This is a genomic window from Bradyrhizobium elkanii WSM2783 (assembly GCF_000472865.1).
GTDB classification, from domain to species: Bacteria; Pseudomonadota; Alphaproteobacteria; order Rhizobiales; family Xanthobacteraceae; genus Bradyrhizobium; species Bradyrhizobium elkanii_A.
Map to the genome: position 1 here is coordinate 129,223 of NZ_AXAP01000001.1, position 16,839 is coordinate 146,061.

Annotated in this window: 13 protein-coding genes; 5 read left to right on the top strand and 8 right to left on the bottom strand. The window is 61.0% G+C overall.

Annotated elements, in window-relative coordinates; all coding sequences use genetic code 11:
- Window positions 1-12 precede the first annotated feature (12 nt).
- Window positions 13-936: a BadF/BadG/BcrA/BcrD ATPase family protein gene (locus tag YY7_RS0100560; RefSeq protein WP_028161526.1), complete on the bottom strand. Its 924-nt coding sequence runs from the start codon at window positions 934-936 to the stop codon at window positions 13-15.
- Between the two features lie 118 nt (window positions 937-1,054).
- On the opposite strand from YY7_RS0100560, the gene nagA reads away from it, so the two are divergent.
- On the top strand, window positions 1,055-2,239 hold the full coding sequence (nagA, locus tag YY7_RS0100565; protein WP_028161527.1) for an N-acetylglucosamine-6-phosphate deacetylase: 1,185 nt from the start codon (window positions 1,055-1,057) through the stop codon (window positions 2,237-2,239).
- Complete coding sequence (locus YY7_RS0100570) at window positions 2,240-3,442, top strand: aspartate kinase (protein WP_028161528.1); 1,203 nt, start codon at window positions 2,240-2,242, stop codon at window positions 3,440-3,442. It begins immediately after the preceding gene.
- A 235-nt stretch (window positions 3,443-3,677) separates the two neighbouring features.
- On the opposite strand, the gene YY7_RS0100575 is transcribed toward YY7_RS0100570, so the two are convergent.
- The 3 genes from YY7_RS0100575 to YY7_RS0100585 all read right to left on the bottom strand — a co-directional run bounded on the left by YY7_RS0100575 (window position 3,678) and on the right by YY7_RS0100585 (window position 7,905).
- A complete protein-coding gene (locus YY7_RS0100575; RefSeq protein ID WP_028161529.1) occupies window positions 3,678-5,081 on the bottom strand; it encodes a class II fumarate hydratase in 1,404 nt (467 codons plus the stop codon).
- Between the two features lie 52 nt (window positions 5,082-5,133).
- Window positions 5,134-6,447: a cation:dicarboxylate symporter family transporter gene (locus YY7_RS0100580; RefSeq protein ID WP_051396442.1), complete on the bottom strand. Its 1,314-nt coding sequence runs from the start codon at window positions 6,445-6,447 to the stop codon at window positions 5,134-5,136.
- 90 nt (window positions 6,448-6,537) lie between these two features.
- On the bottom strand, window positions 6,538-7,905 hold the full coding sequence (locus YY7_RS0100585; RefSeq protein WP_028161531.1) for a class-II fumarase/aspartase family protein: 1,368 nt from the start codon (window positions 7,903-7,905) through the stop codon (window positions 6,538-6,540).
- Between the two features lie 141 nt (window positions 7,906-8,046).
- On the opposite strand from YY7_RS0100585, the gene YY7_RS0100590 reads away from it, so the two are divergent.
- Window positions 8,047-8,796, top strand: a complete 750-nt coding sequence (locus tag YY7_RS0100590) for a GntR family transcriptional regulator (RefSeq protein WP_028161532.1) — start codon at window positions 8,047-8,049, stop codon at window positions 8,794-8,796.
- 43 nt (window positions 8,797-8,839) lie between these two features.
- On the opposite strand, the gene YY7_RS0100595 is transcribed toward YY7_RS0100590, so the two are convergent.
- The gene (locus YY7_RS0100595; RefSeq protein ID WP_028161533.1) at window positions 8,840-11,401 is read right to left on the bottom strand and encodes an ATP-binding protein; all 2,562 of its coding nucleotides are present in this window, start codon (window positions 11,399-11,401) and stop codon (window positions 8,840-8,842) included.
- A 653-nt stretch (window positions 11,402-12,054) separates the two neighbouring features.
- Here YY7_RS0100595 and YY7_RS0100605 point away from each other — a divergent pair.
- Window positions 12,055-12,441 (top strand): hypothetical protein, encoded by a 387-nt coding sequence (locus YY7_RS0100605; RefSeq protein ID WP_155254975.1) that lies wholly within the window; start codon window positions 12,055-12,057, stop codon window positions 12,439-12,441.
- A 30-nt stretch (window positions 12,442-12,471) separates the two neighbouring features.
- On the opposite strand, the gene YY7_RS0100610 is transcribed toward YY7_RS0100605, so the two are convergent.
- Both YY7_RS0100610 and YY7_RS50150 read right to left on the bottom strand, forming a co-directional pair.
- Window positions 12,472-12,852 carry a RidA family protein gene (locus tag YY7_RS0100610; RefSeq protein WP_028161535.1) on the bottom strand — a complete coding sequence of 127 codons (381 nt, stop codon included), beginning with the start codon at window positions 12,850-12,852 and terminating at the stop codon, window positions 12,472-12,474.
- Window positions 12,849-13,748, bottom strand: coding sequence for an aminotransferase class I/II-fold pyridoxal phosphate-dependent enzyme (locus YY7_RS50150; RefSeq protein ID WP_051396409.1), 900 nt, complete (start codon window positions 13,746-13,748; stop codon window positions 12,849-12,851). The genes YY7_RS0100610 and YY7_RS50150 overlap by 4 nt, the downstream gene beginning before the upstream one ends.
- Here YY7_RS50150 and YY7_RS50155 point away from each other — a divergent pair.
- The gene (locus YY7_RS50155; RefSeq protein ID WP_051396410.1) at window positions 13,747-14,445 is read left to right on the top strand and encodes an enoyl-CoA hydratase-related protein; all 699 of its coding nucleotides are present in this window, start codon (window positions 13,747-13,749) and stop codon (window positions 14,443-14,445) included. The genes YY7_RS50150 and YY7_RS50155 overlap by 2 nt on opposite strands.
- A 65-nt stretch (window positions 14,446-14,510) precedes the next feature.
- On the opposite strand, the gene YY7_RS50160 is transcribed toward YY7_RS50155, so the two are convergent.
- Complete coding sequence (locus YY7_RS50160) at window positions 14,511-16,832, bottom strand: tetratricopeptide repeat protein (protein ID WP_080663503.1); 2,322 nt, start codon at window positions 16,830-16,832, stop codon at window positions 14,511-14,513.
- Window positions 16,833-16,839: the final 7 nt, after the last annotated feature.

The following is a 16,839-nucleotide window of genomic DNA, read 5'->3' on the forward strand; positions in this document are numbered from 1 at the left end:
ATCCGTGCGCCATCAAACGCGGAACTTTGAATCCTGTTCATGGTCGGTTTCTCTTTTGGGCAGGTCAAGCCGCCCTCGCGCCACCAGCAACGCGCCGGCCGCCGCGTCGGCGTCGGGACGCCTCAGGCGAGCGCGCAGGTCAGGCGTCAGCCAGGGGGTAATGGCATCCGCGAGTCCGCCCACCAGCGAGAGCCGGTCAACTCCTCTCGCCAGGAACAGATCGAGCAGATCGCCAATGGCATCGGCCGCGCGTTCGACAATGCGACGGCCGACCGGATCGCCCTGGTTGGCGTGGCGCATCACGATCGGCGCGAACGCAGCGTAGTCCGTGGCTCTGGCTTCTTCAGACCAAGCCACCGCCTGATAGGGATCATGATCGAATGCGCCCAGCACCTCTGAAAGCAATGGGGTCAGCTCGCCGCGGCGATCCGCGGCCCGCAGCGCCAATCGAACAACCTGCAGGCCGATGTCAGCGCCGCTGCCTTCGTCCGACACGGGAAAGCCGTAACCGCCGAGACGGATTTCGCGGCCGTCGATCAGGCCGACACCCACCGAGCCTGTACCGGCTACCACAATAGCCCCGTCTGCGCCGCTATGGGCGCCGAGACAGGCCGCGAGGCCGTCGCTGATGAAGACGACAGACGCAAAGGGATGCGCGATCTTGTTGAGCGCCGCCTCCGCGCCCCGGCGACCAATTCCGGCAAGGCCAAATCCGGCGTGCATCCGCGCGAAATCCTCGTGCGTCAGTCCGGCCTGTGCGGCTGCCGCTTCGGTGGCCTCCATGATGGACCGCCAGGCCTTCTCGAAGCCGATCCGCGTCGTAGCAGGTCCGGAGCTCGCTTCACCGACCGCCCTGCCGCTTTCGTCCTCGATCCGGGCGCGGCAGCGGGTTCCGCCGCCATCAATGCCGAGATACGTGGTACCTTTTGTTCCCATGGAAAGTTAACGCCAGGGTTTCGCTCCGGGTCCCTCCCGAAGCCGCTTGGTGTACATATGGGGTGTTGTACCAGACTCGCCTCACGAGTCCGTGACTGCCATTCTCGGATCAATACAGATGGGCCACGCCGGGTCTTCCGCCTCTCTCTCGATTGCCGCGCAACACATCTTTGATGGTGTCGACATGCGCGGCCCGGGGTCGGTCAGGATATCGCAGGGGCGGATTGAAAGCATCACCTTCGGCGAGGCGGCGGCACGCGCCTCCATCCACCTTCCCGCAGACGCGATCCTTGCACCCGGATTCATCGACATCCAGGTGAACGGAGGCGGGGGCGTTCTTCTCAACGACCAGCCGACGGAGGCTGGCGTTCGACGCATCGTTGAGGCGCACCGTAAGCAGGGGACCACGGGCTGCCTGCCGACCCTCATCACCGATCGCAGCGAGGTCATCGAGCGATTGGCTGCAGTCGCCCAGGCTTGTCTGACGATTCCCGGCGTGCTCGGCTTTCATCTGGAAGGGCCGGCCCTCAACAGGTCTCGCAAGGGCATTCATCCGGAAGCCGAGATACGCGTGCCCGATCGGCGCGATCTCACCGCGATCAAAAGTTTTGGGGGCCGCGGCCGCTCCATTGTGACCTTGGCCCCGGAATGCGTGCCCGCGTCCATGATCGATGAATTGATTGGCGCCGGATTGCGTATCGCGGCCGGCCACAGCGACGCCACCGCAGCCGAAATCGGCCAGGTGGTCGATCGCGGTGTCTCGGGGGTGACCCACCTGTTCAATGCCATGTCGCAGTTGAACGCCCGGGAGCCGGGCCTGGTGGGCGCCGCGCTTTGGGATGACCGGCTGTTTGCAGGGATCATCTGCGACGGCATCCACGTTGACCGCGCCGGTTTGCGTGTTGCCTTCCGTTGCAAGGGACGCGATCGATTGATGCTGGTCACTGACGCCATGCCACTCGTGGGCACGAACGACCGGCAATTCACGCTGCAGGGAAGGCAGATCACGTTGCACGAAAATCGCCTGACTGGCCCCGATGGCACCCTCGCGGGTGCTCACCTCACCATGATCGAGGCGGTGCGCAACGCTGTTGAGCTCGCCGGAATCTCCCTTGTCGATGCCCTCATCATGGCCTCTCGGACGCCCGCTTCATTTCTGGGCCTGGAGTCCGAGCTTGGACGGATCGCGCCTGGATGCCGCGCGGACCTTGTCGCCTTCAATCCGAACTTTGAAGTCATCGGCACATGGATAAGCGGTGTCGGTTCGACGGACGAGACAGGCGCGGCTTCTCACCGAGGTTAGATGCGCAACCATCCCATCATCGTGCAAAAATACGGCGGTGTCTGTCTCGAAACACCGGAGAAAATTCGCGCGGTTGCGCGCAGTCTCGCCGAACTGCATGGCCGTGGTCATCGTGTCGTGGCGATTGTCTCCGCCATGGGCAAGACCACCGACCAGTTGATCCAGATGGCTTATCAGGTAAGTCCTGCTCCCAATCGCCGTGAACTCGACATGCTGCTGACGACCGGCGAGCGCATCAGCATGTCCCTGATGAGCATGGCGCTTGCCGACCTCGGTGTATCAGCGATCAGCTTCACCGGCAGCCAGGCCGGCGTGATGACCGACGACTCGCATTCCTCGGCACGCATTCTGGATGTCCGACCCATTCGTGTGCGTGAGGAGCTTGATCGCGGTCGCGTCGTGGTGCTGGCAGGATTTCAGGGCGTGAACCCGGCGACCAGGGAAATCACCACGCTCGGCCGGGGCGGCAGCGACACCACGGCTGTTGCGATGGCCGCGGCGCTGAAAGCCGAACGCTGTGAAATCATCAAAGAGGTCGACGGAATTTGTTCGGCCGATCCGCGCATCGTGCCGGATGCAAGGCCGCTGCGGCGAGTGGACTTCGAATCCCTGTCCGAAATGTGCTTCTGGGGCGCAAAGATCCTGCATTTTCGCAGCGTAGAGCTGGCGCAAAGTCAGGATGTGCCTCTGGTTATCAGGCAGTGGGCTGGCGTCGAGCACAGCACGCAAGTGATGAAAGAGGTTGCAGGCATGGAAAACGGAAAGGTTTTGGCCGTCAACTCGATGGCGCGCATTGAGCACGTGGAAATCGATTCCAACGATCTCAATCACGGTTTCGAGGTATTCGCGCAGCATCTCAAGCAAAACAGCCTGTCCTGGCCGCAGCTCCTCGCCTCGAACTTCACGGCCGGAAAAACCAGCATGACCGTGGCCTGCGATACAGAGTGGCTCGACGCTCTGCTCCGCACGCTGGAGCACGCCAAGGACCTGCGCAAGCAGCGCGAAGCCTCAAGCTCGGTCAGTCTCACCTGCTTCGGCGGCGTTTCGTCGGAATTGCCGTTCAGGGCGTTGCAGGTTCTCGGACAACACGGGATCGTCCCCGACAGTTACGTGTTGTCGCCGCATTCGGTCAGTCTGTTCGTCCCCGTGGAGAACCGCGAGGCCGCGGTCAAGGCGCTGCATTCGCTTGTCCAGCACGCATAAAGCCGAGCGCGAGCTAAGCTCGGTCACGAACAGCCGGGCGCTCGCAAAACCATCGACATTATAATATCAGCATTGCAGCTACCCGTGTGTACCATGCCCGACATGGGATTGTGACACTGGCTGGCTAGTGTCCGCGACGCGCTTATGAATTTGGGGAAGGCGTGGACTCGCTGGAGCGCGATCGCCCGCGAGACGGAATCGCGCTCATCGTTCGCATTGGAATCAAAATCGCCACCTATCGGTTTCTGTTTCCGATCCCTGCCATGATATGCGGATCGACGTGACGATCATAGTCCTCGGCACTAAGAAAACCGAGCGCCACCGCAGATTCGCGCGGTGTCGTGGAATCGCTCAACGCCTTGGCGGTGATCTTCGCGACCTTGTCGTAACCAAGGATCGGATTCAGAGCGGTCGCGAGCAGAAGGGCGTTCGACACGTTCCGATCAAGCTGCTGCCGGTCGATGTCCAGATCATGAATGAGACGCACCGCAAACGTCCGGCTGCTGTCCGCCAGAATCCGGATCGACTGCAGGATGTTGTAGATCAGCACGGGTTTGGCGACGTTGAGCTCGAAGTTACCCGACGCGCCCGCTGCCGTGACGGTCGCGTGATTGCCGATCACCTGAAAGGCAGCCTGCGTCACCACTTCTGCGATGGTCGGGTTCCGCTTGCCCGGCATGATGGACGAGGTCAGCCCGTCATGCGGGATGACGAGCTCACCCAGGCCGCAGCGCGGGCCTGAACCCAGAAACCGGATGTCGTTCGCGACTTTGAGAAGGCACGCTGCAAGCGTGTTGAGCGTGCCGGAAACTTCAACCAGAGTGTCGTGTGCGCCCATCCCCTCAAACTTGCTCGGATTTGACGTGAAGGGCAGGCCGGTCAATGCGCTCAGTTCATCGCAGAACGTCACGTCGAAGCCAGCCGCCGCGTTGAGGCCGGATCCGACCGCGGTCCCGCCCTGCACGACGACATGGAGGCGAGGCAACGCATCGTCGATCCGGGCGATGCAATTATCGATCTGGGTGTAGAAGGCCTGAAAAGCCTGTCCCATCGTCATGGGAACCGCATCCATCAAATGCGTGCGTCCGATCTTCACGACGTCCGAAAAAGATACGGCCTTCGCCGCGAGTTCGTCGCGCAGCGTTTTCAAAGCCGGCAGCAGGCGGTAGCGTATCTCCAGCGAGGCGGCAATGTGCATCACCGTTGGAAAGCTGTCGTTGGACGACTGCGAGCAATTGACGTGATCGTTGGGATGGATCGGTGCCTTCGTGCCGAGTGGCTGACCCAGTATTTCGTTGGCGCGGTTGGCAATGACCTCGTTGACGTTCATGTTGGTCTGCGTGCCAGAACCAGTCTGCCAGATCGTCAATGGAAAATGATCGTCGAAGCGGCCCTCCCGCAGTTCCACGGCAGCCAGCTCGATCGGCTCGCCAATCGCCCGATCAAGCACGCCAAGCCGAACGTTGGCACGGGCCGCCGCGATCTTCTGCACAGCAAAAGCGCGAAACAGACACGCAGGAAAACGCTCGTCACCGACTTCAAATACCCCAAGCGCGCGTTGCGTCTGCGCGCCCCAATAGCGATCGGCTGGCACTTCGATGGCGCCAAATGCGTCATGTTCGATGCGTGACTGGACCACGTTGGCTGTCCTCCCGTGGAGACTCGAAACCGGAGATTAAGTTCAGTTTGCGCTATGCAGTTTCGACGCGCTTCCAGGCGGTCTCGTCGAACTCTCCGGCCAGTTTCGCGACGACCACCGTTGCCACCGTGTTGCCGATGACGTTGCACGTCGCAAGCGCGATTGAGAGAAAGCGATAGACGCCGAAGATCAGCGCGAGGCCGTCGACCGGCAGAATTCCGGATGCCGTGACGGTCGCGGCGAAGACGACGAAGGAACCACCCGAGACCGTGGCCGCGCCCTTCGATGTCAAAAGCATGATCGCGAGAATTCCGATTTCCTGCTCCCAGCTGAGCGGCACGCCATAAGCATTGGCCAGAAAGATCACGCCCATCGACATGAACAGGGAGGTGCCGTCGAGATTGAAGGCGTATCCGGTCGGCAGGACGAGCCCGACCGTCTGCTTCGAGGCTCCATACGCCGGCAGCTTCTCCAGCAGGCGCGGCAACACGCTTTCCGAGGAGGCGGTGCCCAGCATGATGATGATTTCGTCGCGGATGTAACGCAGCAGCCGGAAGATATTGATACTGAACATGGCGCAGACTGCGCCGAGGACCACCACAATGAAGAGGATAACCAAGGCGTAGAACGTCAGCACGAAGTATGCGAGCGAAATGAGTACGGCTGTTCCATTGGAGCCGACGGCATAGGCGACGGCGCCGAACGTTCCAATCGGTGCCAGGGCCATGATGATGTGGATGAACTCGAAGAACGCGGTCGAGATCGTGTTCAGTCCGCTCTCGATGGGTGCGCGCTTCTCCGGCGAGAGCGCCATCAGCCCGAAGCCGAAGATCAACGCGATGACGAGAACCTGAAGCAACTCGCCGCGCGCGAAGGCCCCGACGAAATTGTCCGGGAAGACGTTGAGCAGGAACTGGTCGAATGTCGTGTGCGAGGTTGCCGCAGCCTTCGTCGCGGCTTCGGCGCCTTTGGTCGCTGTTGCCGGTGCAGTGATATGATCGAGGTTCTTGCCGACCCCGACGAGATTTCCGAACAGCAGGCCAAGTGCCAGTGCAATCGTCGAGACGATCTCGAAATAGATCATGGCGATCAGCCCGACCTTGCCTACCCGTTTGATGTCTCCGGCCGCGACGACGCCGACGGCGACCGTGAGAAAAACCAGCGGCGCGACCGCCGTCTTGATCAGCCGCAGGAAGATATCACCGAGGATCTTCAGGGAAGCGCCGAATTCGGGCCACACAAGACCAACGATGATTCCGAGCACCATGCTGACGGCAACCTGGAGACCGAGGTTCTTCCACAGGGCCTTCTTGGTTGGCTTGAGGGTCTGTTCGAGAGCGATGTCGTCGCGCTGCGTTGTCGCCATGGCGGCCATGGTGTCCTCCGGGGTCATCTGTTGGGCTGAAGCGGCGCTCTGCGGCGCATTAATGAGATCGGGTGCTCGGCGCGGGCGATATCAGTCGTCGCGAGCGGCGTTCGCGCCTGAAATGTCCAAAACGCGATCGACCATCGGGCCGCACAGGCCCAAATAGTTCGCGGGATCGCAGTGACGCCTGATCGCATCCTTGCCACCGAGAGCTTCGGCGATCTCCGGCACATCAGCGAGAATGTCGGCGAGTTGTCCGCCGCCTTCGATGGCCTTGCGGCAGGCGTCATAGACGACGTCGTGCGCTTTTTGCCGCCCGAGCTTTGGCGCGGCGGCCATCATCACGGCCTCCGCAACGATGAGGCCTTGGGTGAGATCGAGATTGTCCAGCATTCGCCGCTCATGGACGACAAGGCCGGCGAGCATGAACTTGGCGTTGGCCAGCGACGAGGCCGTCAGCAGGAAGCTCTCCGGCAGCGACACCCATTCGAGATGCCAGGGGCCGGTCGCCCGCTCGAAATCGTGGATCATGCCGTCAAGCATCGCGGCGACGTGCTGCCGCACGGCCTTCGCCGCCGCGAGCATCAGCTCGCTGGAAATGGGATTGCGCTTCTGCGGCATCGTCGACGAGGCACCACGCCCAGGCACGAACGGCTCGGAGACCTCGCCGAATTCCGACGCCGACATCAGCATCACGTCGGTCGCGATCTTCCCCAATGTGCCGGTGATGAGGCCCAGCAAAGTCACGGACTCGGCGATGCCATCTCGGGCGACGTGCCATGTGATCGACGGCTGATGCAGTCCCAGTTCTTCGCAGAACAGTTTCTGCATTTCGAGGCCGGCGGCGCCGACAGAGGCAAGCGTGCCGGCGGCCCCGGAGAATTCGCCAAGCAGGATACGCGGCAGCGCCTGATCGATGCGCTCGATATGCCGGTCAATGGAGGACAGCCAGACCGCGGCCTTGTAGCCGAACGTCACTGGAAGCGCCTGCTGGAGATGGGTTCGCCCGGCCATCGGCGTGTCGCGGTATTTCCGTGCCATCGTCGCCAGGATGTCACGGACCTCGCGCAGGTCACGCGCAACGATTTGAAGCGCTGCCCGGATCTGCAGAACGTTGGCCGTGTCCATGATGTCCTGGGTCGTCGCCCCCCAATGAACGTAACGACCAGCTTCACCCGCAGCTTCCGAAAGCTGATGCACAAGCGGAAGGATGGGGTAGCCGACGATCTCGGTTTCGTGACGCAGCTTTTCGACGTCGATCTTGATGGAGCGCGCAGCCGCCTCGATGGCGTCGGCGGCGGCTTTCGGCACCACGCCCAATCGGGCCTGGGCACGGGCAAGGGCGACTTCGGCTTCGATATAGCGCGCGATGAGCGCATCGTCGGCAAAGACCGCCCGCATTTCGGCAGTCCCGAACATGTCGCGAAACAAAGCCGAATCGAAAACTGTGCTGCCCATCCGTCGACTCCATTTGGATCCCTGTGTTATATTATGTACCTACATATTAATATGTACGTACATAAAGGATGAGTCAACATCCTTTCTTGACGAATCCCACTCCCATTGGGCTTCCATTGACCGGATAGAACGGAGGCAGGTGTGGAAACGCGTTACGCTTACGTTGCTCGCCTGCTCACGGAGGCAATCGCGGGCGGTCGACATCCCATAGGTTCGGTTCTGCCCAACGAGTTCGAGCTGGCCGAACAGTTTGCCGTGAGCCGCTCGACGGTGCGTGCCGCAATGCGCGAACTTCAGGCGTCAGGCCTCGTCAGCCGCAAGCGGAATGCAGGCACCCGCGTCGAAGCGCTGACGCCGCAGCGCAGCGGTGGCGGATTTACCCAGGCGCTCGAATCCATAGAGGCCGTGCAGCGGTTCGGCGTCGAAACCGAACGCCACGTCCAGCGGGTTGCCGAGGTCGTCGCCGATGATGCGCTGGCACGGGATCTCGGATGCCGGCCCGGGCGTCGCTGGCTGCGCATATCGAGCCTCCGCATGATCCCCGGCGATGCAACGAAGACTCCGATCTGCTGGACTGATGTCTACGTTGACGACGCTTTTGCGCGCGAGGTTCGATCCAGGATGGAGGACCATCGCGACATCTTCGGCACGCTGGTGGAAAAGATATCCGGCCGGCGATTCAGCGAAATTCGTCAGGATATCCGTGCGGTCGGCGTGTCCCATGACATGGCAGAGCCTTTGAAGGCCACGCCGGGCGCGCACGCGCTTGCGATCCGGCGTCAATATCTCTTCAGCTCGAACGAGATGGCCGAAGTATCGCTCAGCATTCACCCGGCCGATCGATATAGTTACACGACTAGGTTGATGCGGAAGGATTCGGAGCGGGAGTGAGGCCCCGTGCATTGCGTTGAAACGTTCCCAGCCGGCAATGATTTCAGGCTGCGCCCATAACCATCCGCAGATATTGCGCCAGCTCGGCGCGACGGAAGGGTTTGCCGATAACGGGAAACTCGCCCTCTGCCCCGTGGCGCGACAAAGTGTCTGCCGCGTTGCCTGAAGTGAGCAAAATCTTGATGCCGCTGCAGAGGTGCTTCGCTTCGCGAGCCAGTTCAACACCGCTGATGCCTCCCGGCATCATGATATCGCTGAATAGCAGATCCAGTTTCTTGTTATCCCTCAGAATCCGGGTGGCGTCGGCGCCATCTTGGGCGCAGAGGACTTCATAGCCGAGCTCTCTCAGTATTGCTGACGTGACGTCCATGACGTCGTGATCATCTTCGACCATGAGAACCCTGCCTGACCCTGCTGCTATGTCCTGGAGTTGGGTGATATCCCTCCCCACATCGGACGCTTGGCCGGATCTGGGCAGATAGAGACTGACCGTGGTTCCCATTCCGACCGTGCTTTCGATGGCGACATGGCCGCCGGATTGCCGGACGAACCCATAAACCATGCTGAGGCCGAGCCCGGTTCCTTTGCCGACCTCCTTCGTGGTGAAAAACGGTTCGAACACCCGATCCAGCGTGTCTTGCGGCATGCCGCAGCCAGTGTCGGTGACGGAGAGCTTGACGTACGATCCGGACGCGACGCCGGCAATGGCGCCCTCGTCAAGGGTTATATTTCGTGCCTCGATATCCAGCCTGCCGCCGTCCGGCATGGCGTCGCGCGCATTCAGGGCCAGGTTGAGGAGTGCTGTCTCCAGCTGCGCAGGGTCAAGATGGCATGGCCACAGTTGATCATCCGCGACAAGGCTGATCTTGCACCTGTCTCCGAGTGCGCGAAGGATCAGTCCCTGAAAATCCCGAATGAGAGCATTAATGTGAATCGTCTTCGGGTTCAGCTTCTGCCGTCGGGAAAAAGCGAGAAGCTGCGCGGTCAGGCTCGCACCCCGGTCGGCGGCCTTCCGCGCCGCTACTGCGAGTCTCTGGACGCATTTGTCGTCTGCCGTACGGCTCTCGATAAGTTCGAGGTTGCCGGAAATCACCATCAGCAAATTGTTGAAGTCGTGGGCAACGCCGCCCGTGAGTTGGCCGACAGCCTCCATTTTTTGGCTCTGATGAAGCTGTTCTTCCATCAAGCGCCGCGCCTCCACGGCGTGCTTCTGTTCGGTGATGTCTCGAAACAGGATGACGATGCCTTCGCCGGATGGGAATGCATTGACCGCGTACCAGACATCCCGGAAGAACGTTTCGACGGACGCGGAGCTCTGTTCCGACATCGCCGTATGTGCTCGGGCCGAGAGGTCTTTGTCGGTCCAATCCGGAAAGATCTCGCACAGATTCATGCCGATGAGGTCATATCCTACAGCGAGCTGCGCCTTCGCCCTCTCGTTCAGATAAGTGATGTACCATTCTGTATCGACGATGAGGACGCAGTCGGTCGTGCTCTCGAATATTGTCGTGATCCGAGCCGCTGCCTGCTCGGCTTTCTCCTTGGCATCGTGCAGCTCGTGTTCGCGGTTCGCGAGCGCATCGGCCATGGTGTTGAATGCGTCGGCGACCCGGGTAATCTCTGATCCTTTGTCCCGGATATGCACTCGACGCGCGTAGTCGCCAAGCCGCCATTGGTTGGCCGCATCAACCATTTGTCCCAGCGGATGCTGGATGAACCGACGGGCACCAAACCAGGTCAAGGCCAGCACCACCGACGTGCCCAGGACAATCAGAAGGATGCCTAGCCGCGTACGACGTTGGATCTGACTGAAGGCCAGCGCCTTGTCGACGCCGAAGGTAACAAAAATCTCTCCGGCGTCTTCTTGCAGCGCCGTGTAGCCTACGATCCGTTCCACACCGTCAATGTCGCGCGCGGTTGTTGTGCCCGAGTGATCCGAGTGCAAGTAACGGTCATCGGGTATCCTCCGGCCGACGAACTGGTCGTTACGAGGATAGCGTGCGAGGTACGTGCCGTTGCGGTCTCTAATGGCGAGGGCGACGCCGGGGGGCGGGCCCTTCTGCGCGAGATAATGAGCCAGCCAATCGAGGCTGAGGGCGGCTATTACGACGCCGCCCATGTGGCCATCGTCGGCATAGAATGGCAGGGCAAAGTGGAGGACGTTGCGGCCGGTCGCTCGGCCGTGCGCGAACTCTCCGACGGTAAACTTGCTGGTTTTCAGGACGTTAGCAAAGTAGGCGCGCCCGGCGGCGGTCGAGGGCTTGTAATCGCTGGTCGAGTCGCAGAACGAATCGCCATTCATGTCGACCACAATAAAATCAATGAACTCCGGATCGCGCTCCTTGATTCTGGAGAGGTAAGCCTCGCATCCGGGGGCGTCCTTCGCCTTGACCGCGGGAAGCTCCGAGAGTGCAATCAATGCCTGGCGAATTCCTTGGATGATCTGCTGCTGCTCGGCGGCCGCGAGCTTGGCGAGACCAAGCGCCAGCCCTTGCACTTCCATTTGGTGCGAGAAACGGAGGTCGAACTCATTGTACAACTGGATTGCGATTCCAGGCAGAAGGGCAAAGGCCACCAGGGCAAACAGCCGCAACAATAAAGCCACTGCCTAATTTCCAGGACGAGAAATCTGACGTTGCAGGCTGTAGAGCTTTGGCGGGCGAGGACGGTGCAGGGCGTCATGCCCGCAGCACACCTTGGCTTCGCGATCACGGTAATCGGTCCGACCGACCAGCGGACGTCGTGCGTGTCGCCTTCGTGTCATCTCTTACTTCTCTGCTGCTCCAATTGGGGGAGGGCAGTACATCGGCTTTGTTACGGCGCGATTTCGGTGTTTCGAGTTTTGTCGCCGTGGTGACATAATTTGTCGCGCCAACGACCCACCTCGCGTTGTTTGTTACAGTTGCAACGGAGCGCCGTTGGGAGGAGCCGGATGCTGAAATAGAAAGATATCGGCCTAGCTGGAGGGTAGGCATTAATGGCGTCGATTGCGTATCCAATGATTTCCGCCAACTTTGCAGGCACGCCCTCATGCCGTTACTCGAGCGCGGAAGCGCTCAGGCCGACCGAGTTTTCCCGAATCTGTCGGTTGCGCTCCGAAACGACAGCGTCCGTCGCTCGGTCTTGTCCCGACGAATCGAAGGTCATTCGATTCCGCATCTTTTGGCTCCGCAGACGATGGTCGACGCCTCGGGTAAGAAAGCAGCGCTGGCTGGTTTTGGTACGTACGTTAAGCTTATTTGACAGCTCAAGGGGACAATGCGGTACGAGGATGCCCACCGATCGTTCGCATTGCAGCCGGGTGAGATGCTGATTGCCTCGATGGCCTGGACCTATCATCTTGAGATGGATGAAGGTTATGAGGGACTCGTGCTCATCTTCGACCCAATGTGGAAGCGTTCGTGGCAAGAGACGGTGCATGAGAAGATGGGGGCGCCCCACGTTTCTAGCGGGCCGCTCGCGGCGGCCGCGGGAGGATCGAAGGCGCTGCTATGGCATGGGCATCGTTCACCTGCAGATGCGCCGACCGTTGAATCTCTGATCGATATCGCGCTTCTTTCACTTGGCCCTGGAGCCGGATCCTCGTTCGACCGACCGCTGCCAGCAATCATTCTTCGCGCGCGTGCGGACGGAATCGGATCATGATGTCACCTCTTTGTTCGAACCGATCTTTTGTCACGCCAGCAAGATGGCATCGATCTCGACGGCGAAATCGATGAAGCTGCTCTGAGTCAACGTGCGGGCCGCTGGTGGATTACCAATATATTCCGCAAACACCTGATTGAACGCGGGGATGTCCTCGAGAGACCGAAGATAGACATTTATCTTCACGGCGTGCCGAAGCGAAAGACCCGATGCACGCGCCACGGCTTCGAGGTTGTCGAGCGCAAGACGAGCTTGCTCAACGAACGGCGCATCGCTGATGCGCCGCCCGTCTCTTGTCCGAGGTGTTTGGCCGGCAAGAAAGACAAATCGTCCTTCTGCGCTGATGGCCTGCGAATAGGGACCCGCCGGTGCGGGCGCCACGACGGTTGAGATCGCCTGGCGGGTCGTCATGCGACCGCCCCGCGCCTTTTCTTCAGCGTGTCCAGCGAGCGAACCATCCGATCCAGCGCTGAGCTCCACTCGGTCTCATCGCGCGCGTAGCAAACCCGAAAGTGGCCGCCACTTGCAGGGCCAAATTGGTATCCGGGACTGACCAACGCTCCAGCCTCCGAGAGAAGAGCCTCGGCCACGGCCGGCCCGGGCAGTTCAAGGGCGCTGACGTCGACCCATGCATAGGCGGTGCCACGTTGCGGCTGCCACTTGAGCCAGGGAAGCTGACGCAGTTTCTGCTCGGTGAGTGTCCTTAGCGCGGTGAAGGCGGTCATTCGCTCCGCCAGCCAGGCATGGTCTTCGCGCAGCCAGCAAGTGAGGAGGTGCTGCGCATAAGCAGGCGCACGCAGCGCAGTGACGGACAGCACGTCCTCAATGCGCGTAGCTATCTTCTCCGGTGCAACCACCACGCCAAGGCGATAGCCGCTCAAGGATTCGGTCTTGCTCGGCCCCAGCAATGTCACTGTACGCTCAAACATTCCGCGCTGCGCGGCCAGGTGAGTGAAAGATCCTTCGTGTATCAGCCTGGAATAGAGTTCATCCACAAGGACAGTGACATCGTAGCGCTTTGCCAGCTCCGCAATACGGCCGATCACTGCCTCCGAAAATAGTGCGCCAGACGGATTGTTCGGATGAGAGAATACGAACAGCCGAGCGCCGCGGCTCGCAAACTCGGCTTCCAGGACGTCGAAGTCCGGATGTGGGTCGCCGGCATCGAGATGCAGCGGAACGTGGCCCGGCTCTGCGCCAAGTAAACGCACAATCCGTTCGCTGAAGAGATAGTCCGGATCCATCAGAGCGACACGATCGCCTTCCTGCACCAATCCATCCAGGCTGAACGCCATCAACCAGGACATGTGGCGCGCCTTCCCAGAGCTTCTGGCGAACGTGCAGGATGATGCCGCCCTCCGTGTCCTGGTGCTTCAGGGCGCGGGCGACCGCAGCTTCTGCTCGGGCAACGATATCAGCGAGTTCGACAAGGTTCGGTCCGATCCTGTCGCTGCAGCGGCTTACAACGCCCTGCAACGCGATGTGGCTACTCGGTTTCGTGCACTGACCAAGCCGAGCATTGCTGCGATCGACGGCTATTGCCTTGGAGCTGGCTTTGAGCTGGCTCTGATGTGCGATATGAGGGTCTGCACGAAGAACGCGCAGTTTGGAGTACCTGCGGTAAGGCTCGGTCTGCCCTATCGGCTCGAAGATATCGCGACCATCCTCAATGTGGTCGGGCTGGCTCAGGCACGCGAGATGGTATTGCTAGGGCGACGCTACGGAGGCGAGGATGCGCTTCGTCTAGGGCTCGTAAACTGGTTGGCCGACAGCGTCGGAGCGATGGCAACTATCGTGGACGCGGCGGTAGGAGATTTGTTGTCTGGTGCACCGCTTAGTCTGGCTGCAGCGCGGATCGCATTCCAGGAACTTGCTCGGCGCGACGGACCGCCGGATCTCGAACGTGCGCAGCGGGCGGCGGATCGATGTTATGCCAGTCAAGATTATGCGGAGGGTCGAGCGGCTCAGCGAGAGAAGCGCAGGCCAGTCTTTCGTGGAAACTAGCCTGTAGCGATCGAGCCAACGCCTGGCGTAGCCGGCATATCTCCTGCGTGATCGCTGTATTCGCTTCACTTCAAACGTGCGCGAAGATCGTCGGTGAGGCGGGTCAATTCACGGTCATTCGGCAGGAGGCGGGACAGTCGCTCGGCGTATTCAAGGGCGGCGGCAATGTTGCCGGAATCGCGGCTGAACGAGACGAGAGCAGACAGGGACTCGCGATCGTCCGGATGGCGGGTCAGGTTCGCCTTCAAGACTTCAATCGATTCGCCGATGCGGCCCGACGAATGTAGTGCCACGGCGTAGACATAGGCGTAGCGCGACCGGTCAGGTTCGAGCTCGCTCGCCGTGCGGAATTCGCCAAGCGCGTCGTCCGGTCGCTTCTGCCGCGTCAGGCTGAGCCCGAGGGCGTGGTGCAAGCCGGCGTCCTGGCGTGAAGACGTGATCGCAGTTCTCAGAACACTTTCGCCGTCGCGGTCCCGGCCAAGCTGCCGATAAAGGTCCGCCAGATTGATCGCCGCAGGCGCATAGTGCGGGCTGAGCCGCAGGGCCGCCCTGTATTCGCTCTCTGCATCGGCTGCCAATCCGCGCCGCGCAAAGAAGTTTCCGAGGGTCGATCGTGCCTCGGGGCGGTCGGCGTTGAGACGTTGCGCCGCAATGAACTCGGCAGCGGCCCGTTCGAAGGCCGCGCGGTCCGCCGAGGGCTGGGCCGCGGTCGGAACGGCGGCCAAGATCGACACCGCCCTGATACGAACGCCGCCGCTTGGATCGGCAAGAAGCGGCGCGACCAACGGCCAGATCCGCTCGCCCGGAAGGCCGTCGAGCATGTCAAGCGCTGCGACCCGCACCATCGGGTCGGCATCTGCCAATCCCTTGCGCGCGAGCTCGATATTCGCAGGTGAGACCCGCGAATGAAGTTCGCCAAGGGCGCTCGCACGCGCAATGGACGGTGCGGTGGGACTGGCCGCCACCACAGCCAGCAGTGTGGCAGCGTCGGCGCGGCCGGTCCAGGAAGCCTGGAAAGCCTCGGCGTAATTCTGAAAGCCTTTCCGGACCGGTCCGTGCCAGCGCTCGATCGCGTCGGCCGCCCATTGTGCGGATCTGTCGGCATGACAATTGTTGCAGGCATTCGGGGTGCCAAGCTTTACGGAGAGGTCTGGCCTCGGAATTCGAAGGCTGTGGTCGTGCCGCTTGTCGATCACCATGTAGGTGCTGACGGGCATGTGGCATGACGCGCAAGCCACGGCCGGCACAACGCCTTCGTGGTGATGATGTGAGGTAACTTCATATTTGTCGGAGGCGTGGCATTGCAGGCAAACGCCGTCGCCTGGAGCGCGGAGCTTGGCGGCATGAGGGTCATGGCAGTCGCTGCAGGTCACGCCAGCTGCGAACATCTTGCTCTGCTTGAACGGGCCGTAGTTATACACCTCATCGAGCATCTGCCCGTCCGCGTGATACAGGCCAAGAGCAAGAAGGGAAACGGCATGCGTGTCGGACAATGGTTGTCCTGGTACCCAGTCTTCCGAAAATTCACCGCGTCGGGCGTGGCACAATCCGCAAGTCTCGACCTCCCTGCGTGTCACCGCAGGAGCGACGCTGCGTTGCGGATTGCCGTTCTTCGGATCGGGGTGCCAACTAATGCCATCCCGCTCGTTCAGCAAGACGGCTAGCCCCTTGCGCGGGTCATCGTCTTTCCCAAACCAGTTCCGCTGGCTCTGCGCCCAAGCGACGTGCCGCGAGCCTTTGCCGTGGCATGCCTCGCAGCCGACGCTGATCTCCGTCCAGGTCGTGCGAAAGCGGTCCTCGGCCGCGTCGTAGTTCTTCCGGATGCCCGTGGAGTGGCACTCCGCACACATGAAATTCCAGTTCTGATTGAGCTTGGTCCAGTGCAGCACGTCGTCGTGCTTGATCTCCTCATTGGGATAGAGATGAAACCAGCGTTGCCCGCCCTTGTCCTTCGGCCGGCTATCCCAGGCGATTGAAAGCGCCTGAATGCGGCCATCGGGGAACTCGATCAGATATTGCTGGAGCGGATCAATGCCGAAGGTGTACTTGATCTCGAAGTTCGCAAGCTTGCCGTCAGGACCATCGGTCTCGACGAAGAATTTGTTCTCCTTCTTGAAGAACCGCGAATGGACGCCGAAATAGTCGAAACGGGCGTCATTGAAATTCCCAAGCACGGAAGCGGCGGTCGCGTGCCGCATGGCATGCTTGTGCTGGGACTCCTTCCACAACGCGGTTTCGGCCTGATGGCACCCGGCGCAGGCTGCACTGCCGACAAAGACGGCAGCAGAGGCAGCCTTGCTCGAACGAAAAGCCGCAGGGCGGACGACACCGCCATTGATGGCAAACAGGAGTGCACAACCACCCAATGCGAGAACTGCCGTCGCCATCCACGTA